16 protein-coding genes are annotated in these 22,569 nt (G+C 70.6%); 14 read left to right on the top strand and 2 right to left on the bottom strand.

What is annotated here, in order from left to right:
• Window positions 1-64 precede the first annotated feature (64 nt).
• Window positions 65-616, top strand: a complete 552-nt coding sequence (locus IE272_RS05025; RefSeq protein WP_050362401.1) for a GNAT family N-acetyltransferase — start codon at window positions 65-67, stop codon at window positions 614-616.
• Window positions 617-728: 112 nt separating this feature from the next.
• On the opposite strand, the gene IE272_RS05020 is transcribed toward IE272_RS05025, so the two are convergent.
• Both IE272_RS05020 and IE272_RS05015 read right to left on the bottom strand, forming a co-directional pair.
• On the bottom strand, window positions 729-1,334 hold the full coding sequence (locus IE272_RS05020) for a hypothetical protein (protein WP_190006352.1): 606 nt from the start codon (window positions 1,332-1,334) through the stop codon (window positions 729-731).
• Window positions 1,335-1,686: 352 nt separating this feature from the next.
• Window positions 1,687-6,792 carry an HD domain-containing protein gene (locus IE272_RS05015; RefSeq protein WP_190006351.1) on the bottom strand — a complete coding sequence of 1,702 codons (5,106 nt, stop codon included), beginning with the start codon at window positions 6,790-6,792 and terminating at the stop codon, window positions 1,687-1,689.
• 411 nt (window positions 6,793-7,203) lie between these two features.
• Between IE272_RS05015 and IE272_RS39070 the strand changes: the two genes are divergently transcribed.
• From IE272_RS39070 to IE272_RS04955, 13 genes are all read left to right on the top strand, one after another.
• On the top strand, window positions 7,204-7,332 hold the full coding sequence (locus IE272_RS39070; protein ID WP_087764817.1) for a hypothetical protein: 129 nt from the start codon (window positions 7,204-7,206) through the stop codon (window positions 7,330-7,332).
• Window positions 7,333-7,457: 125 nt separating this feature from the next.
• Window positions 7,458-8,501, top strand: a complete 1,044-nt coding sequence (locus IE272_RS05010; protein WP_050362402.1) for a 3-isopropylmalate dehydrogenase — start codon at window positions 7,458-7,460, stop codon at window positions 8,499-8,501.
• Window positions 8,502-8,757: 256 nt separating this feature from the next.
• Complete coding sequence (locus IE272_RS05005) at window positions 8,758-9,861, top strand: branched-chain amino acid aminotransferase (RefSeq protein WP_190006350.1); 1,104 nt, start codon at window positions 8,758-8,760, stop codon at window positions 9,859-9,861.
• Window positions 9,862-10,042: 181 nt separating this feature from the next.
• The gene (locus IE272_RS05000) at window positions 10,043-11,074 is read left to right on the top strand and encodes an agmatine deiminase family protein (protein WP_190006349.1); all 1,032 of its coding nucleotides are present in this window, start codon (window positions 10,043-10,045) and stop codon (window positions 11,072-11,074) included.
• Between the two features lie 66 nt (window positions 11,075-11,140).
• Complete coding sequence (locus tag IE272_RS04995; protein WP_050362405.1) at window positions 11,141-11,755, top strand: TetR/AcrR family transcriptional regulator; 615 nt, start codon at window positions 11,141-11,143, stop codon at window positions 11,753-11,755.
• 486 nt (window positions 11,756-12,241) lie between these two features.
• A complete protein-coding gene (gene cimA, locus IE272_RS04990; protein WP_050362406.1) occupies window positions 12,242-13,849 on the top strand; it encodes a citramalate synthase in 1,608 nt (535 codons plus the stop codon).
• Window positions 13,850-14,147: 298 nt separating this feature from the next.
• Entirely contained in the window at window positions 14,148-15,122 is a 975-nt protein-coding gene (locus IE272_RS04985) for a LacI family DNA-binding transcriptional regulator (RefSeq protein WP_050362407.1), read from the top strand.
• 87 nt (window positions 15,123-15,209) lie between these two features.
• Window positions 15,210-16,889 (top strand): ABC transporter substrate-binding protein, encoded by a 1,680-nt coding sequence (locus IE272_RS04980; RefSeq protein WP_050362408.1) that lies wholly within the window; start codon window positions 15,210-15,212, stop codon window positions 16,887-16,889.
• 27 nt (window positions 16,890-16,916) lie between these two features.
• Entirely contained in the window at window positions 16,917-18,068 is a 1,152-nt protein-coding gene (locus tag IE272_RS04975) for an ABC transporter ATP-binding protein (protein ID WP_190006348.1), read from the top strand.
• Window positions 18,065-19,045 carry an ABC transporter permease gene (locus tag IE272_RS04970; protein ID WP_056704073.1) on the top strand — a complete coding sequence of 327 codons (981 nt, stop codon included), beginning with the start codon at window positions 18,065-18,067 and terminating at the stop codon, window positions 19,043-19,045. Before IE272_RS04975 ends, IE272_RS04970 begins: the two co-directional genes overlap by 4 nt.
• A 59-nt stretch (window positions 19,046-19,104) precedes the next feature.
• The gene (locus tag IE272_RS04965; RefSeq protein WP_073866112.1) at window positions 19,105-20,121 is read left to right on the top strand and encodes an ABC transporter permease; all 1,017 of its coding nucleotides are present in this window, start codon (window positions 19,105-19,107) and stop codon (window positions 20,119-20,121) included.
• Window positions 20,118-21,104 (top strand): ABC transporter ATP-binding protein, encoded by a 987-nt coding sequence (locus IE272_RS04960; protein WP_007454617.1) that lies wholly within the window; start codon window positions 20,118-20,120, stop codon window positions 21,102-21,104. Before IE272_RS04965 ends, IE272_RS04960 begins: the two co-directional genes overlap by 4 nt.
• Before the next feature lie 33 nt (window positions 21,105-21,137).
• Window positions 21,138-22,550, top strand: coding sequence for a GH1 family beta-glucosidase (locus IE272_RS04955; protein WP_190006347.1), 1,413 nt, complete (start codon window positions 21,138-21,140; stop codon window positions 22,548-22,550).
• Window positions 22,551-22,569: the final 19 nt, after the last annotated feature.

The raw sequence follows: 22,569 nt of genomic DNA, 5'->3' as shown, positions 1-22,569 counted from the left end.
CGGGCCTGCGCACGGCGGCGAAATTCGCTGTCGGGCGGGTCGGGGGGCCTGGCAGGCTGAGTTCATGGACCGGTCTCCCGCACTGCGCATCGCCCACACCTCAGAGCTCACCGCCTCCGAACGGGGCCGGATCCGCGAGCTGCTCGACACCGCCTTCGAGGGCAACTTCGCCGAGGAGGACTGGGAGCACTCCCTCGGCGGCATCCACGCCCTGGTGTGCGACGCCGGCGGCGGCCCGATCGCCCACGGGAGCCTCGTCCAGCGCCGGGTCCTGCACGGGGACCGTTCCTACCGCGCCGGATACGTCGAGGCCGTCGCCGTCCGCGCCGACCACCGCCGCGAAGGCCACGGCCACCGCGTGATGGCCGCGCTGGAACACATCGTCGACACGGCCTACGACTTCGGCGCCCTGTCCGCCTCCGACGCCGGCGCGCCGCTCTACACGGCGCGCGGCTGGCAGGTGTGGCCGGGCCGGCTCGCCGCCCTCGGCCCGGCCGGCCCCGTCCCGCTGCCCGAGGAGGAGGGCACCACCTACGTCCGCCCCGCGGCCGGACGCCCCCTGCCCGAGCCCGGCCACCCGCTCCAGTTCGACTGGCGGGAGGGCGACCTGCTCTGACGGGGGCGGTGCGTGGCCGTGGCACCGAGAGCCCAGGTTCCGTCCTCGCAGGGCGCCCGCAATGGCCGGATGCTCTCTGAGGGCTGTCCCGCCGGGAATAGCGGGACAGCCCTCAGGGCATCGCGGCGCATGAACGCGCCGGTCGCATGCTCACCACGGTCGCCTGCCGTGCGACGACCACGCCGTCGGCCTCGGTGCGCACGGTGACCTCGCGTCGGTCAGCGCCGACCAGTTCACCGCAGACGACGCCGGTACCGGTCCGCAACTTCACCAGATGGGAGGGTCCACTGCCCGTGGTCACCCAGGCGAGGACGACCGCGCCGACGACCAGAACGACGCCCAGCACGCAGCAGCGGGTCGCCAGGACCAGGGCCCGCCGCACGCGGTAGACCTCCCGCTCGGTCCACCGGCGCAACGCCTGCCCGCCGAGCAGGATCTCTTCCTCCCGTGTTCCGTGCGCCGCCCGGACTGCCAGCAGCGTGCCGATGAGCAGGAGCACGAAGGACGACAACACCAGTCCGGTCGCTGTGTTACGGGCCCAGTCCGGCAGCGCTGTCAGGTCGTCCCTGCCTTTCAGCAGGACGAGCACCGCCAGAAGCGCCGTGAGCCCGGTCAGTCCGGTACGCCAGCCTTCGGCCTGTCTGCGGAGTTCCGGAAGGGTCGTGAACTCCAGCTCGCGGGCGAGTTCGGCCCAGCGGCGATCGGCGTGTGCGGTCACCGGCTCATCCGCCAGCTCGCCCCGCAACCGCGATACCGGGTGTCGGGCGGGCCCTGCGGGTGTGCGTGCCCGCATTCGCAGAAATGCACTTCTTCGGACAGGGGGTCGGGCTCGGTCGCCGATGCTCCTGTCGGCCGCCGGCCACGCACCAGATCCAGCAAGCCTTTGCCACCGGTCCCCGGTATGGCCCACGGGAACAGTGTCCGCGTACGGCCATGGCACCGCGGGCACGTACCGGAGACGAGCACTCCTGTGCCGTCCGGGGCGGCCCGCTGGGTGAAGGGGACGGGATCGACCTCGCCGAGGTCGTCCTCGGCGTAGGCCAGGCTGTGATCGTGCGGTCGGCTGTGTGTCATCGTCCTTCACCATCCTCATGCTCGACGGGTGTCATGGTCAGCCCGAACATGTCTGCGTACGCGTTCAGCCGCTCCCGGACCCACCCGGTGGTCTCTCCCACGGCTTCGGCGCAGGCGAGGAGGCGCTCCGGGGTCACCGGCCCCGCGATCGCCGGCAGCATTCCGTCGAAGCCCTCGGAGAGGACCGCAAGGTCCTGCCAGCGGGGGACGACATCAGCTACCCGAGTGACCGCCGGCTCCGCCTGCTCCAGCGCCAGGTACGGGGTGATGCGCTGCCAAGTGGCGCTCATCGATTCGCCCAGCCGCCCGGCGATGCTGACGAGGTCGAGGGGCACCAGAGGTGAGCCGACAGCGGAGACGCGATGGCCGGGGTCCAGCGCCGCGGCGTCGTGGGGGCTCGGCGGCGCGTCGTCGGGAAGTGCGGCCACTTCCTCGGGGGACAGCTCCGGTACGAGGGCGCCGATAGCGCGCAGTGGCGCCAGCGCCTCGAACGCGGACCGCACGCCGAGAATCCGGGCCCGGGCGTAGGCGGCGAGCTTATGAGGGGTGAGGGCGGACCAGTGGGGGCTCTCGAACCACTCCGAGTCATCGTCCTCGTCGTCGTCGGTCTCGATCAGGGCCGCGGTTTCGTGCCAGGTAGGGCTGAATTCCTTCAGCGGGTCGGGAAGCTTCGGCGCTACCAGCCCATCGCCGAGGCCCAGCTGCTGGGCCTCCCGGTGGGCGGCCTTCCACAGGTACGAGAGTTTCTGCCTCAGTTGCTGACTGGCGGTGAACAGGACGGCCGGCGTGGCGGGTACCGGGTAGTCGGCCCCTTCGAACGAGGGGTCCGTGCCGGAGAACGCGTACCTGCTGGGTATCGGCAGGTCGTCCCAGGCCCGGAGGAGGTGACCCGCATCGGCGAGATCCACACCGAGGTCGCGTAGTTCCTCGACGAGCCAGGAGAGATCCTCGCAGGACATCTTGTGCGGCCGGACGTACGCGAGGTCCCGGAGGGAGACGCCGTCCTCCAGATGCACGCCGACGCTGCGGAGCCAGCTCACCAAGTTGCCCGCGTCGGGGGAGGGGGTCTCCTGCCGGTGCGGCGAGCCCTTCTTGTACCGCCGTCGGTGGAACAGGCCGAGAGCCTGTGCTTCCCGCGCGAGGATCCGCTCGGCCTGGCGCAGGGAGATCTCCCACTGCCCCGCGAGGTCGATGGTGGCAGCCCATGGCAGCCAGGGGCCCTGGTCGCCCGCATCGACGACATAGCGCCGAAGGAGAGGGAAGAGGTCGTCGGGCACGGCTGCCCAGCGGTCCACAGCGGCGAGATCGGGAATCGGGCGCAGCCAGCCGAAGGCGGCTGTTCGGCGCAGTGCTTCACGAGGGCTGCACCCTGTGCGTGCGGCGGCCGTCCGGACATCCCAGGGCGACACCACCGGTCTCCAGGTACGGTCGTCCCCCGGGAGGTAGAGAAGCGCCAGTTCCTCCTCGGTGCAGACGTGGCGGCGATGCCGATCGGGCACGTCGAAGGGTGGGCCTGCCACGAACGGGGCGAACTTGGCACAGGCGTCCGCCAGCTTCCCCAGGCTCCAACCGTACTGGGCAGAGGTCCGTACGATGCCGCTGAGGTCCTCCGGCGGATGCCGGTAGAAGATCTCGTTCGCCGATTTCCCCTGCGACGCGGTCCGTCCGCCGACCGTGACGATGTGGGAATTCCAGGGCTCGCGGTCCGGCCCCAGAAGGCCCTCCATGATGGCCAGGTCCATCGCATCAGGCGTCCAGTCCAGAGCACCGGGCCGGACCGCCGGAGCCGCGAGCCGGGGGTGGGCGATACGCATGCCGCGCGCGGCGCGCAGCACCTCGGACACGGGCATGGGCCACCGGCCGGCGACGTTCACCACATGGCGCCAGTCGCCCTTGACGTCGGCAGCGATGCTCGACCAGCCAGGCTGCGGAACCGGGTGACCCTCAAGCGACAGGGGCGCGGCTTCTCGCTGTCCGCGGTGGCTCTGCCTCAGGGCGGCGGACCGCCAGGGCCGTACCGCGGCGTGGAGCCGTCCCTCCTCGCCGTACTTGTGCTTCGTCTCGCCCACCTGCGTGTCCAGCCTGAACCAGCCGACCTCGTAGAGATCGACCGAACGGCCATATCCGTGCGATGCCCGTACGTTCTGCCCCTGCCACTCCCTCCAGAGAATCCGCGCGACTGTGGAGTTCCGCAGCTCCATGGACCAGAGCCAGCCGAGACTCAGCTTCGTCCAGTCCAGGAGAGCAGAGGCCCCCAGGCGCATCTGCTCGCGCGCCCACCGGACGTCGTAGTGCTCCAGTCTGTTCCGGTTGACGCTGAGGCGGCCCGCCTGCTCGCCGGACAGGTTGAGGACGTAGCCGAACGTACGCTTGTCAGTGGCGACGCCGTCGCAGACGATCGCCCCGTCGCCCGCGACCCACCACAGAACACCAGGCACTGCCTCGACAGCGGAGTCCGCCTCGATGGCCAACTCCCCGCCCGGCTGTAGTTGTCCGGCCTCCCACACGGTTGCCCGGCCGTCCTCACCCCCCACCTCCAGGCGAAACTCGCTGATCAGCACCAGGGACCGCAACGCCGCCCTGCAGGAGTCGCCGTTCATACCCGAGAAGTCACGGAGGTAGAGCCGTACGCGGGTCCCTCCGTCGGGCAGGACCTCGCCGTCGCGCTCGTCGGCTTCCCGTACGCGGAACAGGCTGCCGCTGACGGGGATCTCCACGCGGAGGGCCCGCTCGGCGGGACGGCCGTCGGGGCCCACCGGCCGGGTGAGGACCGTCATCTCGTCGGCGAGCATGAAGTAGCTGAACACCCCGATGCCGAAACGGCTGTTCGGGTAGAGCCGCAGTGATCTGTCCTGCCGGAGCCAGGCGGCCTGCTCACGGCGGAAGGCATGGGACTGGTCGAATCGGCGTCCGGCGCGGGTGAAGGTGTTCCTCAACTGGTCGACGGTCATGCCCACGCCGTTGTCGACACACTGGACGTAGCTGCCCCGGCCGTCCCTCCCGGTTTCGATGCGGATGCGGCCCTCCCAGGAGCGGGGCCTCTTCCCACAGGCTTGCAGGTAGCGGATGCGCATGTCCCGGTAGCGGCAGGCATCCAAGGCGTTCTGGTACATCTCCCGAAGGGCGAGATCGCTCTTGCCGTCGTACAACTGCTTACCCATCAGCAGTCGTCGGATCTCCGTCTGCGCCAGGGAGAAACGGGAGAGGGGCACGTCATAGGCATCCATGCCGCCCTGCTCGTCCGGGCGCAGCCGGTGGTCGGTCAGCCGTGCGGGCAGTCCACCCAGAAGGGCGGCCTCGTCGACCGGCAACCGCCCGGCGGCCTCCCTGAGCAGGTGACCGAGCTCGTCGGCGTCCTCGACCACCGAGGCGAGCGCGGAGTGGATCGCCGGGTGCGGGCACACGGCGTCCAGGTGCCGATAGGGAGACGTCTCAACTCTTGGATCAGGGTCCCAGAGGGCGTCCCGGAGCACGGCGATCACCTCGCCGGGCACGACCGGATCGGATACGGCCAGATGCTCGGCGACGACCTCCGGCAGCCGCCGGGCGTCAAGGGCGAGCAGTCCCGCCAGCCGCAGAAGAGCTGCCAGGGGCCTGACCCGTAGGCGTTGCGTGGTCCCTCGTACGGCATGGCGCTCGGGAAGGGTGAGGCGCTGTTCCTCGGACGGGGCGCCGAGCGTGAGGCCCGCGGCGACCGTGCGCAGTGCCGTGGCCAGTTGTCCTGCCCGGCCGGTCGGCGCCTCGCCCACGGCTGGGGGAGCGAACTCCAGCAGCCGGGTGACGAACCCGTTGACCCACGCATCGGGCACGGCTTTCTCGTCGGTGGCGAAGCGTTCGCCGATCCACCGGTGCACGAGCCACAGCATGACCGCGTTGCGGTCGTCCGACGGGCCCGTCTCCCACCAGTACCAGTCCAGGAGTTTCTCAGCGATCTGCGGGTGGTACTCCGTGATCTGCTCGTAGTGGCGGCGCTGGTCGTCCGCGTCGGCGGACCGTCGCATGAGCTGCGGGTGGATCTCGGCCGCCTGGCTCAGGCGGTCCGCCCATGCTGCCTCGTGCAGCAGGACGCCCGCGATCAGCGCCGCGACCTCCAGGGCGGACAGTTCGGTGCCCTTGGGCAGCAGCGACGGCAACAGGACGCGAACCAGGCGCACCGGATAGTCGTCATCGGCCCAGGGATCGGGCAGCCGTTCCTGCGCACGATGGACGTGGCGTGCCACGTCTGCGGCGAGCGAGCCGAGGCAGTCCTGGAGGGGGCCGATGAACTCCCGGTCATCGGGCGCGACGTGATCCCAGAGCCCCGATACGCGCACGACGTCCTGCCAGGCCTCCAGCAGCTTTCTGCCGTGGGCGACCTCCCGGGACCTGGTCGTCGCCTCCAGGTCTCCGCCGTAACGGATCAACACCTGCTGCGGCTCGGCCCTTGCCCGCCGGGCGAGGGCCCGTGTCTCCCGCTTGACCACCTGGTACACCTGATCCACCGTCGCGGCCTCGGTCAGGGGGTCGAACGCGTGAGCAAGAGCCAGCGAGAAGAAGCTGCCCGCCTCGGCGAACCCACTGCGCTCGCCAGGGGCGCACCCGGTCATCATCGCGAAACCGGCCTGCGGCGGCCCCTGGGTGATGTGACCGCCGAATGCGATGCCTTCCTCGCCCTCGTCCGCGCGACAGGCATCGATCAGCCACAGCACCGTGTCGGCACGGCAGTTGCCCAGATACCTGCTGATGTCGGCGCTCAACAGGGACTCAAGGACATGCGGTTGCTCCCAGCCGCCGCTTCCGGCCCCTTCCTCTCCCCGAGCCGGGGCGAGGGCGTCGCCCGGCACCAGGTAGTCGATGGAGCCGACACGCACGCCGTGGCCGGTGAAGTAGATGAGCAGCGTGCTCTCCGGTGCCGCCGCGCTCGACAGTGCGGTGATGCGCTCGGTGATCACGTTGCGTGTCGGATCGCGCAACGACTCCACGGTGTAGCCGCTGCCTCGTAGCGCCCCGCTCATGATCCGCAGATCAGCGTCGACGGTCGCTCCCAGTGACGGCAGGCACGCTTCGGCTCCCGGGTTGTCACCCACGCCGATCAGAAGAGCTGTGCGCTTGACGTCCTTCATTCGCCCCCCCCCCGGGTCTCTCTGAAGACTCACATGATCTCACCAGGTCGCCGCGTTCTTGATCGGCCAGCGCTCCGCTTGAGCGGGCACGATCCCTCGCCGTACGGACCCTGACCCGGGAGCTGCGAGCGGAGCACGGCAGGGAGCCGTCTCAGATAGTAGGAAGTCCGAGTAACTGTGGAGACAGGACGGCCCGACTGTCCTAACTTGGTAGGAGCCGAACGAATCGCTCGATCGAGCGACCGGCGGATGCGGGCGCACGCCCCGAAGCAGGCAACCCCTGCGGCGTACGCTCCCCGCCCCTTCCGGCACCTCGAAATCCGATCCCGACCGCTCGACACCGTGTTGTCCGCAGGCACCGGCCCGCGTCCCGATGTCGACGTCCACGCGATCTCAAGGAGTCGATCCACCATGGCCGAGACCACTGTCCGCCGCGTCCGCCACACCTCCCGCCAGGCCGACGCCGAGCGCAAGAACGCCGCCGCCGCCCTCCAGCGCGCCCTGGACCGCCGTGACAACGGCGGCTCGACCGGCCACTGAGCCGGGCCCGCCGCCGGCGCGCCGCCCGTCCGCGCACCGCTCTCCCGTACACCGAACACCCTTGCGCCCGTCCGTATCGTGGACGCCGGATGTCATGGGGTGGGACGCACCGTTAGGCTTCCGGCATGTCTCGCAGCATCGATCTCGCAGTGATCCCCGGTGACGGAATCGGCCAGGAAGTCGTGGCCCAGGGCCTCAAGGTCCTCAACGCTGTCCTCCCGCAGGATGTGAAGCTGGAGACCAAGGAGTACGACCTCGGCGCCCAGCGCTGGCACCGCACCGGCGACACCCTCCCGGACGCGGAGCTGGAAGCCCTCAAGAACCACGACGCCATCCTCCTCGGCGCGATCGGCGACCCGTCGGTGCCGTCCGGCGTCCTGGAACGCGGGCTGCTGCTGAAGCTGCGTTTCGCCTTCGACCACTTCATCAACCTGCGGCCCTCCAAGCTCTTCCCGAACACCGCGACCCCGCTCGCCGGCCGCCCCGACATCGACTTCGTCGTCGTGCGCGAGGGCACCGAGGGGCCGTACACCGGCAACGGCGGCTCGCTGCGCACCGGCACCCCCGCCGAGGTCGCCACCGAGGTCAGCCTCAACACGGCGTACGGCGTCGAGCGCGTGGTCCGGGACGCCTTCGAGCGTGCGGCGGCCCGCCCGCGCAAGAAGCTGACGCTGGTCCACAAGAACAACGTCCTCGTCTACGCCGGCCACCTCTGGAAGAACACCTTCGACCGGGTCGCCGCCGAGTATCCGCAGGTCAGCACCGACTATCTGCACGTCGACGCCGCGACGATCTTCTTCGTCACCCAGCCGGAGCGCTTCGACGTCATCGTCACCGACAACCTCTTCGGTGACATCCTCACCGACCTCGCCGCCGCCGTCTCCGGCGGCATCGGCCTGGCCGCCTCCGGCAACATCAACCCGACGGGCGCGTTCCCGTCGATGTTCGAGCCGGTCCACGGCTCGGCCCCCGACATCGCGGGGCAGGGCAAGGCCGACCCGACCGCCACGGTCCTCTCCGTCGCCCTCCTGCTGCGCCACCTCGGCTACGAGACCGAGGCCGTGCGCATCGAGGACGCCGTCTCCGCCGACCTCGCGGAGCGCGACGGTGCCGTCACGCGTACGACCGACGAGATCGGCGACGCCCTCGCGGTACGCGTAGCGGGCTGACCCGACGACTCCATGAGAAGCCGCCGGGTCAGCGAAAGCACCCGGCGGCTTCACCTGTGCGGCCCCCGGGTGCCACCATCGACCCCTGGACCGCATTCACACCATTTCGTGCACGGCCCCCCGCAAGTGATAATCGAACGCGGGGCCGTGGCTCGCGGTAAAGCTCGGACGTCCTAGGACCTGACCGAAAAGCGTCGGGCACGAACAGGCGTGAGCGCGGTCCATCACACACAAGACCGGTGAAGGACACGCACTCATGACGACGCCCACGATCGAGCTCAAGCCCTCCTCGAACCCGCTGTCCGACGCGGAGCGCGAGGCGATCCTGGCCAACCCCGGATTCGGCCGGCACTTCACCGATCACATGGTGACCATCCGCTGGACCGAGGGCCGGGGCTGGCACGACGCCCAGCTGGTTCCCTACGGCCCGCTGTCGCTGGACCCGGCCAACATGACCCTGCACTACGCGCAGGAGATCTTCGAGGGTCTCAAGGCCTACCGCCAGCCCGACGGCACGGTCGCCTCCTTCCGCCCCGACGCCAACGCCCGCCGCTTCCAGCGCTCGGCCGCGCGCCTGGCCATGCCCGAGCTGCCCGTCGAGACGTTCATCGAGGCGTGCGACGCGCTGGTGCAGCAGGACAAGGCGTGGGTCCCGGCCCACGGCGGCGAGGAGTCCCTCTACCTGCGCCCCTTCATGATCGCCACGGAGGTCGGCCTCGGCGTGAAGCCGGCCAACGAGTACCTCTTCCTGGTCATCGCCTCGCCCGCCGGCGCCTACTTCCCCGGCGGCGTGAAGCCGGTCTCCATCTGGCTCTCGGAGAACCGCGTCCGCGCCGTCCCCGGCGGTATGGGCGACGCCAAGACCGGTGGCAACTACGCCGCCTCCCTCCTCGCCCAGGCCGAGGCCGCCGCACACGGCTGCGCCCAGGTCGCCTACCTCGACGCGGTCGAGCACAAGTGGGTCGAGGAGCTCGGCGGCATGAACCTCTACTTCGTGTACGCCCAGGAGGACGGCTTGATGAAGATCGTCACCCCGTCCCTCACGGGCTCGCTGCTCGCCGGCGTCACCCGCGACTCCCTCCTCAAGGTCGCCCGCGACCTCGGCTACGGCTCCGAGGAGGGCCGGGTCTCCATCGACCAGTGGCGCGACGACACCGCGAAGGGCACCCTCGTGGAGGTCTTCGCCTGCGGTACCGCCGCCGTCATCACCCCCGTCGGCCTGGTGAAGTCCGAGGGCGGCGAGTGGACCCAGAGCGGCGGCGAGCCCGGCGAGGTCACCATGAAGCTCCGGGAGCGTCTTCTCGACATCCAGCGCGGTGTCGTCGAGGACACCCACGGCTGGATGCACCCGCTCGGCTAGGTCGTGTCCGCTCCCTAGCCCGCACGCCCCTGGATCAGGCCGCACCCGGCTTCCCGGCCGGTGCGGCCTTTTCCGTGCCCGGAGGATCGAGTGCTGCTCGAACCGGGGCCGTGATGAGCTTTTTCGCAGCAGCTCTCGCGGTTAGAGTGGCACTCTAACTGCCCGCTTCCCAGGAGCCTCCATGCCCGTCACCCCCGCCCCCTTCCGCATGCCCCCCGAGTGGGCCCCCCACGAGCGCACCTGGATGGCCTGGCCGGGGCCCAACCCCACCTTCGCCTCCGACGCCGAACTGGACGGGGCCCGCCGTGCCTGGGCCGGTGTCGCCCGTGCCGTGCGGCGCTTCGAGCCGGTGACCGTGGTCGTCGGGCCCGGCCAGGAGGAGGGGGCGGCGGCGCTGCTCGGGCCGGACGTGGAGCTGGTCGTCCAGCCGCTCGACGACGCCTGGATGCGGGACATCGGGCCCACCTTCGTCACCGACGGCCGGACGCTCGCCGCCGTCGACTGGACGTTCAACGGCTGGGGCGCCCAGGGATGGGCCCGCTGGGAGCACGACCAGCACATCGCCCGGGCCGTCGCCGAGCTGACCGGCGTCCCCGTCCACAGCTCCCCGCTCGTCAACGAGGGCGGCGCGATCCACGTGGACGGCGAAGGCACCGTCCTGCTCACCGAGACCGTCCAGCTCGGCGAGGAGCGCAACCCCGGCTGGACCCGGGAGCGGGTCGAGGCGGAGGTCCACGCCCGCCTCGGCACCGAGAAGGCCATCTGGCTGCCCCGCGGGCTGACCGGCGACTACGGGACGTACGGCACGCTCGGCCATGTCGACATCGTCGCGGCCTTCGCCCGCCCGGGCACCGTCGTCGCCCACGTCCAGCCGGACCCGGCCCACCCCGACCACGAGGTCACCCGGGAGAACCTGGCGGTCCTGCGGGCCGCCACCGACGCCCGGGGCCGAGCCCTGGAGGTCGTCGAGGTGCCCGCGCCCACCGTGCTCCGCGACGAGGACGGCGAGTGGGTCGACTACTCCTACATCAACCACTACCTCTGCAACGACGCCGTGATCCTCTGCGCCTTCGACGACCCGCGCGACGAGGAGGCCGCCGCGATCTTCCGGGGCCTGTTCCCGGACCGTACGGTGACCCTCGTCGACGCCCGTACGATCTTCGCCGGCGGTGGAGGCATCCACTGCATCACCCAGCAGCAGCCGAAGATCTGAACCGAGCCCCCACCCGAGGGCTTGAACCCGAGCCCCCGCCCGAACCGCTTCCGAAAGCCCGGTCCCATGGCCTCCGCCCCCCGCCGCACCCACCACGCCGCCCCGCCCCGCGAGGACGTCCTCGCCGCCGCCATGGCCACCATCGCCGAGCGCGGGCTCGACGGGCTGACCATGGCCGGGCTGGGGCGGGAGGTGGGGATGAGCAGCGGGCACCTCCTCTACTACTTCCGGACCAAGGACGAACTGCTCCTCCAGACCCTGGAGTGGAGCGAGCGGCGCCTCGGCGCCGAGCGCGGCCTCCTGCTCGCCCGGCCGGGGACGGCCCGCGAGCGGCTGGAGGCGTACATCGACCTCTACCTGCCCGCCGGGCACCGGGACCCGCACTGGACGCTCTGGCTGGAGGTCTGGGGCCGCTCGCAGAACGCCGACGACGACGCCCGCGCCCGGCAGGCCGCGATCGAAGGGGTCTGGCACCGCGACCTGGTGGCGCTGCTCGCCGAGGGGGTCTCGCGCGGCGAGTTCCGGCCGGTGGACGCCGACCGGTCCGCCGCCCGGCTGCGGGCGCTGCTCGACGGGTTCAGCATCCATGTGACGGTCGGGATCCCGGGGACGGGACGCGAGCAGGTGCTGGCACAGGCGGCGGAGTTCCTGGACGAGACGCTGACACCGGGCGCCCACTGAGCGGTGCGACCGGTGTCACGACCGCATCCTGAGACGCCGCCCTCCCGGGGCCGTCGCTGTGCCAGACTGCTGCTGTGTCCTCGTTCGTCATGATTATTGGCAGCAGGCGCGCCGGTCCGCAGTGACCGCCCCGTACCACCATGTACGGCGCGGCCATCGTGCCCCAGACCCGCGCGCAGACCTCTCGCACCCGCGAGGGGTTTTTTCGTTTTCCGGCCCGCACCCTGGCCGGGGCGAGGCGCGCGAGATGATGGGGGCAAGTGGAACTGGGGCCTGTTCCGGGTTCCCCGACTGCGCGGCGACGCCCAGCACGCACGCTCGCCGCACGGCGCCGCAGGACAGGTGGCTCCGCCACATGACCTGCGACACCGCACGCCGATCGCACGCACCGGACGCCGCCGCGCCCGCGCTTCGCGCGGACGACGGGGAACCCGGAACAGGCCCCAGGCCGTCCGGATCCACTCATCCGACAGGAGTCAGATCAGCATGACCACCAAGGCCACGGCCACCGACGACAGTTTCCATGTCTTCGACACCACACTGCGCGACGGTGCTCAGCGTGAGGGCATCAACCTGACGGTCGCCGACAAGCTGACCATCGCCCGTCATCTGGACACCTTCGGAGTGGGGTACATCGAGGGCGGCTGGCCGGGGGCCAACCCGCGCGACACGGAGTTCTTCGCCCGCGCACAGCAGGAGATCACCTTCGAGAACGCCCAGCTCGTGGCGTTCGGCGCGACCCGCAGGGCCGGCGGCAGCGCGGCCGAGGACCCCCAGGTGAAGGCGCTCCTGAAATCCGGCGCCCCGGTGATCACGCTGGTGGCCAAGGCGCACGACCGGCACGTCGAGCTGGCGCTGCGCACCACCCTGGAGGAGAACCTGGAGATGGTCCGCGACACCGTCTCCCACCTCCGCGAGCAGGGCCGCCGGGTCTTCGTGGACTGCGAGCACTTCTTCGACGGCTACCGCGCCAACGCCGAGTACGCCAAGTCCGTGGTCCGCACCGCGTACGAGGCGGGCGCCGAGGTCGTCATCCTCTGCGACACCAACGGCGGCATGCTCCCCGCCCAGGTCCAGGCCGTCGTCTCCACGGTCGTCGCCGACACCGGCGCCCGGCTCGGCATCCACGCCCAGGACGACACCGGCTGCGCCGTCGCCAACACCCTGGCCGCCGTGGACGCCGGCGCCACCCACGTCCAGTGCACGGCCAACGGCTACGGCGAGCGGGTCGGCAACGCCAACCTCTTCCCCGTCGTCGCCGCCCTGGAACTCAAGTACGGCATGAAGGTGCTGCCCGACGGCGCGCTCGCCGAGATGACCCGGATCTCGCACGCCATCGCCGAGGTCGTCAACCTCACCCCCTCCACCCACCAGCCGTACGTGGGCGTCTCGGCCTTCGCCCACAAGGCCGGGCTGCACGCCTCCGCGATCAAGGTCGACCCCGACCTCTACCAGCACATCGACCCCGAGCTGGTCGGCAACACCATGCGGATGCTGGTCTCCGACATGGCGGGCCGCGCCTCCATCGAGCTGAAGGGCAAGGAGCTCGGCATCGACCTCGGCGACGACCGCGCCCTGGTCGGCCGGGTCGTGGAGCGGGTCAAGGAGCGCGAACTCCAGGGCTACACCTACGAGGCCGCCGACGCCTCCTTCGAACTGCTGCTGCGCGGCGAGGTCGAGGGCAGGGCCCGGCGCTACTTCCGTACGGAGTCCTGGCGAGCGATCGTCGAGAACCGCCCCGACGGCACCCACGCCAACGAGGCCACCGTGAAGCTCTGGGCCAAGGGCGAGCGGATCGTCGCCACCGCCGAGGGCAACGGCCCGGTCAACGCGCTGGACCGGGCCCTGCGCGTCGCCCTGGAGCGGATCTACCCGCAGCTCGCCAAGCTGGAGCTGGTCGACTACAAGGTCCGCATCCTGGAGGGCCGCACGGGCACCGAGTCCACCACCCGCGTGCTCATCACCACGGGCGACGGCACCGGCGACTGGGCGACCGTGGGGGTCGCCGAGAACGTCATCGCCGCCTCCTGGCAGGCACTGGAGGACGCGTACACCTACGGGCTGCTGCGCGCGGGCATCGAGCCCACGGAGTAGCCCGACCGGACCGCATCACCCGAGAGCCGCCGCCCGTCACCGGGCGGCGGCTCTCGGCGTTCAAGAGGTGAACGAACAACTCTCCCTGCCCGGTGGGCAGATGGGTCCGGACCAATCTCGGCGTGAAGTATTGACGGCCCCGTATCGGCGCGGTTAACTCCAGCCGCAACGCCGGTACCGGTTCCGGAACCGGTACCGAACGCGTCGGCCGACATGCCCCAGGTCTGCCCGCCGCGCCGCTCCACCCTGCTCCCACCTGCTCGTTTCCCCACCCCTGCCTGGTCCCATGGAGGCCCGGATGCGTGTCACCATCGCCGATGTCGCCCGTGAGGCCGGCGTCAGCAAGACGACCGTGTCGCGGGTCATCAACACCAAGGGCGAGGTGGACCGTTCCACAGCCGCCCGCGTTCGTGAAGTGATCGCACAGCTTGGCTACGTACCCAGCTCCGGAGCCGTCGGTCTCGCCCGCGGTTCCAGCCGTACGGTCGGCATGCTCGTGCCCTCGCTGACCTGGCCGTGGATGGGCGAACTGCTCCAGGGCGTCGTCGACACCGTCGAGGCCGCCGACTACGGGCTGCTGCTCTTCACCTGCAACCGTGGGGCCGAGTCCGTCCAGCGCTTCACCAGCCAGGTGTCCGCGCGCGCCTTCGACGGGCTCGTCGTCGTGGAGCCCGAGAACACCCTCGGCCACCTCACCGAACTGCACCGCGACGGCCTGCCGATCGTGCTCATCGACGATCGCGGCCACCACCCGGCATTCCCCTCCGTCGTGACCACCAACCACGAGGGAGGCGCGTCCGCGGCCCGCCACCTGCGCGCCGCCGGACGCTCCCGGCCCCTGGTCCTGACCGGCCCCCAGCACTTCGGCTGCGTACGGGACCGGCTGGACGGATTCCGTTCGGTGCTGCCCACCGAGCTGGTCGTCGAAGGGGACTTCACTGAACGCGGCGGCAGGCTCGCCGTCGAGGAACTCCTCGCGCGCGACGTCGCGTTCGACTCCGTCTTCGCGCACAACGACATCAGCGCTGCGGGCGTGCTCCGCGCCCTGCGGGCCGCCGGACGCCGGGTCCCGGACGACATCGCCGTCGTCGGCTTCGACGACATCCCGATGGCCGAACACACCGAACCGCCCCTGACCACCGTGCGCCAGCCCACCCGCCGGATGGGCGAGACGGCGGCCCGGATGCTGCTCTCCCACCTCGGCGGCACGCCCGTACCGGACCGACCGGCCGTGCTGCCCACCGAACTGGTCGTGCGCCACTCGGCGCCGTAACGGACCCGGCCGCACGGCCGCGCCCCGCTTCGCACCCTTCCGCCCGCCGGGATCCCTCCGACCCGGCAGCCCCTTCCTGGAGTCGCCATGTCCGCACGCCGTCGCACCACCCTCAGAGCGGTCGCCGCAGCCACCGTCGTGGTGGCGCTCGCCGCCGGTTGCTCGAACGCCAACTCGGGTGCCAACAAAGGGGGCGGCGCCGCGGGCGGCGTACTGACCCTGGGCAAGCCGGACGGGCCGCAGACGAACAACAGCAACCCGTTCCTCAACACCTCGGCGGGTGCGGTACTCGGCTACCGGTACATGATCTACGAGCCGCTCGCCATGACGAACATGATCAAGCCCACCGAGAAGGCCGACCCCTGGCTCGCCACCGAATGGGCCTGGGAGGACAACTTCACCAAGGTCACCTTCACCCTGGACGCGCGGGCGAAGTGGGCCGACGGCAAGCCCCTGACGGCCGCCGACGTGGAGTACACCTTCAACCTCCTCAAGAAGCACTCGGCGCTCAACGGGAACGGCATCCCCTTCGACGGGATCGCGGTCGAGGACGGGAAGGTCGTGCTGACCTTCGAGGAGTCCCAGTTCGTCAACCAGAACAAGATCATCCAGACTTTCATCGTGCCCAAGCACATCTGGGAGAAGGTCAAGAACCCGGAGACCTGGCCCAACCGCACCCCGGTCGGCTCCGGACCGTACAAGCTCAAGACGTTCACCCCGCAGACCACCACCCTGACCGCGACGCCGAGCTACTGGAACGGCACCACGAAGGTCAAGGAGCTGCGCTACACCGCGTACAACGACAACAGCGCCGCCACCACCGCGCTGGCCACCGGCAAGGTCGAGTGGTCCTTCGTCTTCATGCCGAACCACAAGCAGCTGTTCATCGACAAGGACCCCGAGAACCACCAGCTCTGGTTCCCCTCCGGCCTCGGCATCCACGGCCTGTGGTTCAACACCGCCCGCAAGCCCTTCGACAACCCGGCGCTGCGCAGGGCGATGGCGATGGTCGTCGACCGCAAGGCCATCCACATCCAGGCCCAGGCCACGCTCTACCCGGAGATCACCAACCCGACCGGCATCCCGCTCCCCGCCGGTGAGCCCTTCCTCGCCCCCGAGTACCAGGACGCCACCACCAAGCCCGACGTCGCCGGAGCCAAGAAGGTGCTCGACGAGGCCGGGTTCACGCTCAGCGGCGGGGTGCTGAAGGACCCGTCCGGCAAGCCGGTGAAGCTGACCTTCACCGACCCGGCCGGCTGGAACGACTACATCACCGGGCTCGCGATCATCAAGGACAACATCAAGGAACTCGGCATCGACGCCAAGGTCAAGACGCAGACCGCCGAGGCCTGGGGTGCGGACGTCGCCAACGGCAACTTCGACGCCACCCTGCACTGGACCAACAGCGGCGCGACCCCCTACGACATGTACCAGAACATCATGGACGGGGCGATCCTCCAGCCCATCGGCAAGAGCTCCCAGCAGGGCAACTTCGGGCGCTTCAAGAGCCCCGAGGCCACCGCGGCGCTCAAGGAGTACGCCAACGCGTCCACGGACGCCGCCCGCACCAAGGCCCTCAACACCATCCAGAAGATCTTCGTCGAGGAGGCGCCCGTCATCCCGACGGCCGCCGCGCCCATCGGAGCCGAGTACTCCACGAAGAACTGGATCGGCTGGCCCACCGAGGCCAACCCCTACGCCCCGCCGCAGCACACCCAGCCCACCGCGCTGGAGATCGTGCTCAACCTCAAGCCCTCCTCCAAGTAGGCACGAGGAAGACGGGAAGAACCGGCCATGACCAGCGATCACCCCGAGAACGCGCCCACCGGCACCGATGTGGTGCTCGAAGCGCGCGGAGTCACCAAACACTTTCCCCTGCGACGCACCGCCCGCGACCTGTTCGCCCGCGAGCGCCGCAGCGTCCACGCCGTCGACGACGTCTCGCTCCGGCTGAGACGCGGCACCGTCACGGCCCTGGTGGGGGAGTCCGGCTCGGGCAAATCCACCGTCGCCCGCCTGCTCGCCCAGCTCCATCCGCTCACCTCGGGCGAGATACGGCTGGGCGGCGAGCCGGTGGTGGCCGGTCGCGGCCGGTCCTTCCGCCGTTACGTACGCCGGGTCCAGCTCATCTTCCAGGACCCCTTCGCCTCGCTGAACCCGGTGCACACCGTGCGCTACCACCTGACCCGCGCCCTGAAGATCCACGGCCGGGCGGGCAGCGGGGAGGCGGAGCTGGAGGAGAACCTGGCCGCCCTGCTGACCCGGGTCCAGCTGACCCCGCCCCAGCAGTTCCTGGACAAGTTCCCGCACGAGCTGTCGGGCGGGCAGCGCCAGCGCGTCGCGATCGCGCGGGCGCTCGGCGCGGACCCGCAGGTCCTCCTCGCCGACGAACCCGTCTCGATGCTCGACGTGTCGATCCGGCTCGGCGTCCTCAACCTGCTGCGCGACCTCAAGGAACGCCTCCACCTGGCGATCCTCTACATCACCCACGACATCGCCTCCGCCCGCTACTTCGCCGACACCACCCTCGTGATGTACGCGGGCCGGATCGTCGAGGGCGGCGACAGCGAGACCGTCACCCAGCACCCCGCCCACCCCTACACCCAGCTCCTCATCGCCTCCGCGCCCGACCCGGACCGGATCGTCGACGAGGAGGAACAGGAGGAGACCGGCACCGGCGAGCCGCCCTCCCTGATCACCCCGCCCGCCGGCTGCCGCTTCCATCCCCGCTGCCCCCGGGCGATGGAGCGCTGCCGCACCGAACTGCCGCCGCGCTTCGACCTGCCCGACGGACAGTGGGCGGCCTGCTGGCTGTACGACGGAGCGTCGGCCGACGGCGTGACGACGAACGGCATAGCAGCGGCCGGCGGCGTGACGGCGAAGGGCACAGCGGCGGCCGGCGGCACCGCCGCGCACGGCACGGCCGCCAAGGAGGCCACCCGGTGAAGTACATCCTCCAGCGCCTCGCCTTCTACGCCGTCACCGCGTGGGCCGCGATCACCATCAACTTCCTCATCCCCCGGCTCATGCCGGGCGACCCCGTCCAGGCCCTGCTCAGCCGCTATCAGGGGCAGCTCGACACCAAGGCCATCGACTCCCTGAAGGCCCTGTTCGGCCTCGACGAGCAGCAGTCGATGTGGCAGCAGTACACCGACTACTGGGCGCACCTCCTCGACGGCGACCTCGGCCTCTCCTTCACCTTCTTCCCCACCCCGGTCAGCGAGGTCATCGGCCAGTCCCTGCCCTGGACCCTGGCCCTGGTCGGCACGACCACGCTGATCAGCTTCGTCCTGGGCACCGGCATCGGCGTCTACAGCGGCTGGAAGCGCGGCTCCTGGCTGGACGGGCTGCTGCCCGTCACCACCTTCATCTCCTCCATCCCGTACTTCTGGCTGGGCCTCGTCGCCATCGCCCTGTTCGCGGAGAAGTGGTCGCTGTTCCCGAACTCCGGCGGCTACGACAACGCGCTCGTCCCGGCCTTCGACTGGCCGTTCATCTCCAGCGCCCTCTATCACGCGATCCTGCCCGGCGTGACGATCGTCCTCAGCGCGGTGGCCGGCTGGATCCTCGGCATGCGCAACATGATGGTCACCGTCTCCTCCGAGGACTACGTGATGGTGGCGCAGGCCAAGGGCCTGTCCGAGCGGCGGGTGATGTTCGGCTACGCGGCCCGCAACGCGGTGCTCCCCAACATCTCCGGCTTCGCCCTCTCCCTCGGCTTCATCGTCGGCGGCACCCTGCTCGTCGAGATGGTCTTCACCTATCCGGGCATCGGCTTCCAGCTGCTCCAGGCGGTCGGCGGCAAGGACTACCCCCTGATGCAGGGCGTCTTCCTGATCATCACGCTCTCCGTCCTCGCGGCGAACCTGCTGGCCGACCTCGTCTACGCCGCCCTCGACCCCCGCACCCGGAAGGAGGCGTGACCGTGCCCGACCCCGCCGTCCGCGCCGCCCGCCCCCGTATCCGGAAGGCCTGAGGCCCCATGTCCATCACCGCCACCGATGCCGTCGTCCTCGACGGCGCACCCCCGCCCGCGACGCCCGTCCGCCGGGCCCGGCTCCGGTTCCTGCGCGGCGGGAAGACCCGCACCGGCCTGATCCTGCTGGCGTTCTTCGTCCTGCTGGCCGTCGCCGGGCCGTGGCTCGCCCCGTACGACCCCGACGCGATGAGCGACCAGTTGCTCCGACCGCCCTCCGGCGACCACTGGTTCGGCACCACGCACACCGGGCAGGACGTCTTCTCGCAGATCCTCGTCGGCACCCGGGGCGTCCTCGTCGTCGGGCTGCTGGCCGCCGTCATCGCGACCGCCCTGTCCGTCCTCGTCGGGGTCAGCGCCGGATTCCTCGGCGGGGCCGTCGACGAGATCCTCTCCGCGCTCTCCAACATCTTCCTGGTGCTGCCCGGACTCCCGCTGATCATCATCGTCGCGAGCTTCGTCCCCGACACCGGGGACATCGTCATCGCCGTCGCCATCGCCCTGACCTCCTGGGCCTGGGGGGCGAGGATCCTGCGCGCCCAGACCCTGTCGCTGCGCCGCCGCGACTACGTGGAGGCCGCCCGTGCCACGGGCGAGTCGACACCGCGGATCATCCTCTTCGAGATCCTGCCGAACCTCACCGCCGTCATCGCCTCCGGGTTCGTCGGCACGGTCATCTTCGCGGTGCTCACCGAGATCACCCTCGCCTTCATCGGCGTCGCCGACATCTCCCACTGGAACTGGGGCACCGTGCTCTTCTGGGCCCAGTCCAACCAGGCACTCGCCCAGGGAGCCTGGTGGTGGTTCGTCCCGGCTGGCCTCTGCATCGCCCTGCTGGGCACCGCGCTCGCCCTCATCAACTTCGGCATCGACGAGTTCGTCAACCCCCGCCTGCGCACCGCCACCGGATCCTCCCGGAAGGTCAGGATGCGCGTCGGCTTCACCCCGGTCGTCCGCAGGTCCACCGGCGACGGACACCACGACCACAGCAGCGAGCACAGCAGCAAGGAGCCGCGCCCATGAGCGCCGAGCCGGTCCTGACCATCAGCGGACTCAACGTCGACTACGGCACCGACGCGCACGCCGTCCACGCCCTGCGCGACATCGACCTGACCCTGCACCGGGGTGAAGTCCTCGGCCTCGCGGGCGAGTCGGGCTCGGGCAAGTCCACCCTCGCCTACGCGGTGACCCGGCTGCTGTCCCCGCCCGGCGTCATCACCGGGGGAGAGGTCCACTACCACCGGCCCGGCGGCGACCGGGTCGACATCCTCTCCCTCGCCCCGCACCAGCTGCGCGCCTTCCGCTGGCAGGAGCTGTCCATCGTCTTCCAGGGGGCGATGAACTCCCTCAACCCGGTGCACACCGTCCACAGTCAGCTCACCGATGTCCTCGCCGCCCACCGGCCCGAACTGAAGAAGCGCCAACGCACGGCACGAGCACAGGAGTTGCTCAGCCTGGTCGGTATCTCCGCCGACCGGCTCGCCGCCTACCCGCACCAGCTCTCCGGCGGGATGCGCCAGCGCGTGATGATCGCCATGGCGCTCGCCCTGGAACCCGAGATCGTCATCATGGACGAGCCGACCACCGCCCTCGACGTCGTCATGCAGCGGCAGATCCTGCGACGGCTCGTCCGGTTGAGGGAACAGCTGAACTTCTCGGTCGTGTTCATCACCCACGACATCTCCCTCCTGATCGAATTCTCGGACCGGATCGCGATCATGTACGGGGGCCGCATCGTGGAGGAGGCGGGTGCGGCGGAGATCTACCGCGACCCCCGCCACCCGTACAGCGACGGGCTCCTGCACTCCTTCCCCGCGCTCCACGGCCCCCGCCGCGAACTGACCGGCATCCCCGGCTCCCCGCCCCACCTCTCCGCGATGCCCACCGGCTGCGCCTTCCACCCGCGCTGCGGCAAGGCCTTCGAGCCGTGCGCCGGGCAGGTCCCCGTGCTGACCCCGCCCACCGACGGACCCGGCCGCGCGGTCGCCTGCCACCTGCACTCCTGACCAGGTCCCTCCCCCGACTACGTACGGAGACCGATGAACCTCGCCCCCATCCCGCAGCGACTCCTCCGTCCGGCCCCGGTGCGAGGGCTCCCGGCCGGCTTCCGCTGGGGCGTCGCCACCTCCTCGTACCAGATCGAGGGAGCCGCCGCCGAGGACGGCCGCACCCCGTCCATCTGGGACACCTTCTGCCGGGTGCCCGGGGCCGTCGAGGGCGGCGAGCACGGCGATGTGGCCTGCGACCACTATCACCGGATGCCCGAGGACGTGGAGCTGATCGCGGGCCTCGGCGTCGACACGTACCGCTTCTCGCTCGCCTGGCCCCGCGTCCAGCCGGGCGGCCGGGGCCCGGCGAACGCCAAGGGCCTCGACTTCTACAAGCGCCTGGTCGACGAGCTCCTCGGGCGTGGCGTCACCCCCTGGATCACCCTGTACCACTGGGACCTGCCGCAGGAGCTGGAGGACGCGGGCGGCTGGCCCGCACGTGACACCGCCCTGCGCTTCGCGGAGTACGCCTCCCTCGCGTACGAGGCACTCGGAGACCGGGTCGAGCACTGGACCACGCTGAACGAGCCCTGGTGCTCGGCGATGCTCGGTTACGCCCACGGGGTGCACGCTCCCGGCCGCCGGGACCTCGGCGACGCCCTGGGAGCCGTCCACCATCTGCTCCTGGGCCACGGCCTCGCCGCCGGCGCACTGCGCGACGCGGCCGGGAGCAACCCCCTGGAGCTGGGCATCACCCTCAACCTGGGCACCGCCACCCCCGAGACGGGCAGCGAGGCCGACCGCGAGGCATGCCGCCGCGCCGACGGCATGGGCACCCGGCTCTACCTCGACCCGCTCGTCCACGGCCGCTACCCCGAGGACGTCGTCGCGGATCTGGCCGCCCAGCACATCGAACTCCCCGTCAGGGAAGGCGACCCGGCCGCCATCGCCGCCCCGCTCGACGTCCTCGGCGTCAACTTCTACCGGGGCATGCTGTTCTCCGGCGTCGGCGAGGACGGCTCGCCCACCGGGACCGACGGCCTGCCCGTCACCCGCGTGGTGGAGCGCGATCTGCCCCGTACCGCGATGGACTGGGAGATCACCCCGACCGAGCTGACCGACCTGCTGGTGCGGTTGCAGCGGGACTACGGACTGCCGACCGTCATCACCGAGAACGGCGCGGCCTTCGACGACACCGTCGCCGCCGACGGCTCCGTCCCCGACGCCGACCGCACCGCCTACCTCGCCGACCACATCGACGCCGTCGTCGCCGCACGTGCCCAAGGGGCCGATGTCCGGGGCTACTTCGCCTGGTCACTGATGGACAACTTCGAGTGGGCGTACGGCTACGACAAGCGGTTCGGCATCGTCCGCGTCGACTACGACACCCAGGTCCGCACACTCAAGGACAGCGCCAAGTGGTACCGCGACACGATCCGCCTCACCCGCGACGACACCGCGTAGCACGCCGACACCTCTGCCC

The organism is Streptomyces anulatus, assembly GCF_014650675.1.
GTDB lineage: Bacteria > Actinomycetota > Actinomycetes > Streptomycetales > Streptomycetaceae > Streptomyces > Streptomyces anulatus.
This window is presented reverse-complemented; position numbering and strand designations above follow the sequence as displayed.

Coding starts and splice junctions, on each gene's coding strand:
- cimA (WP_050362406.1), top strand. CDS start 12,242: ATGACCACCAAGGCCACGGCCACCGACGACAGTTTCCATGTCTTCGAC.
- IE272_RS04965 (WP_073866112.1), top strand. CDS start 19,105: ATGTCCATCACCGCCACCGATGCCGTCGTCCTCGACGGCGCACCCCCG.
- IE272_RS05010 (WP_050362402.1), top strand. CDS start 7,458: ATGTCTCGCAGCATCGATCTCGCAGTGATCCCCGGTGACGGAATCGGC.
- IE272_RS04980 (WP_050362408.1), top strand. CDS start 15,210: ATGTCCGCACGCCGTCGCACCACCCTCAGAGCGGTCGCCGCAGCCACC.
- IE272_RS39070 (WP_087764817.1), top strand. CDS start 7,204: ATGGCCGAGACCACTGTCCGCCGCGTCCGCCACACCTCCCGCCAGGCC.
- IE272_RS04975 (WP_190006348.1), top strand. CDS start 16,917: ATGACCAGCGATCACCCCGAGAACGCGCCCACCGGCACCGATGTGGTG.
- IE272_RS04995 (WP_050362405.1), top strand. CDS start 11,141: ATGGCCTCCGCCCCCCGCCGCACCCACCACGCCGCCCCGCCCCGCGAG.
- IE272_RS04985 (WP_050362407.1), top strand. CDS start 14,148: ATGCGTGTCACCATCGCCGATGTCGCCCGTGAGGCCGGCGTCAGCAAG.
- IE272_RS04960 (WP_007454617.1), top strand. CDS start 20,118: ATGAGCGCCGAGCCGGTCCTGACCATCAGCGGACTCAACGTCGACTAC.
- IE272_RS05000 (WP_190006349.1), top strand. CDS start 10,043: ATGCCCGTCACCCCCGCCCCCTTCCGCATGCCCCCCGAGTGGGCCCCC.
- IE272_RS05005 (WP_190006350.1), top strand. CDS start 8,758: ATGACGACGCCCACGATCGAGCTCAAGCCCTCCTCGAACCCGCTGTCC.
- IE272_RS05025 (WP_050362401.1), top strand. CDS start 65: ATGGACCGGTCTCCCGCACTGCGCATCGCCCACACCTCAGAGCTCACC.
- IE272_RS04955 (WP_190006347.1), top strand. CDS start 21,138: ATGAACCTCGCCCCCATCCCGCAGCGACTCCTCCGTCCGGCCCCGGTG.
- IE272_RS05015 (WP_190006351.1), bottom strand. CDS start 6,792: ATGAAGGACGTCAAGCGCACAGCTCTTCTGATCGGCGTGGGTGACAAC.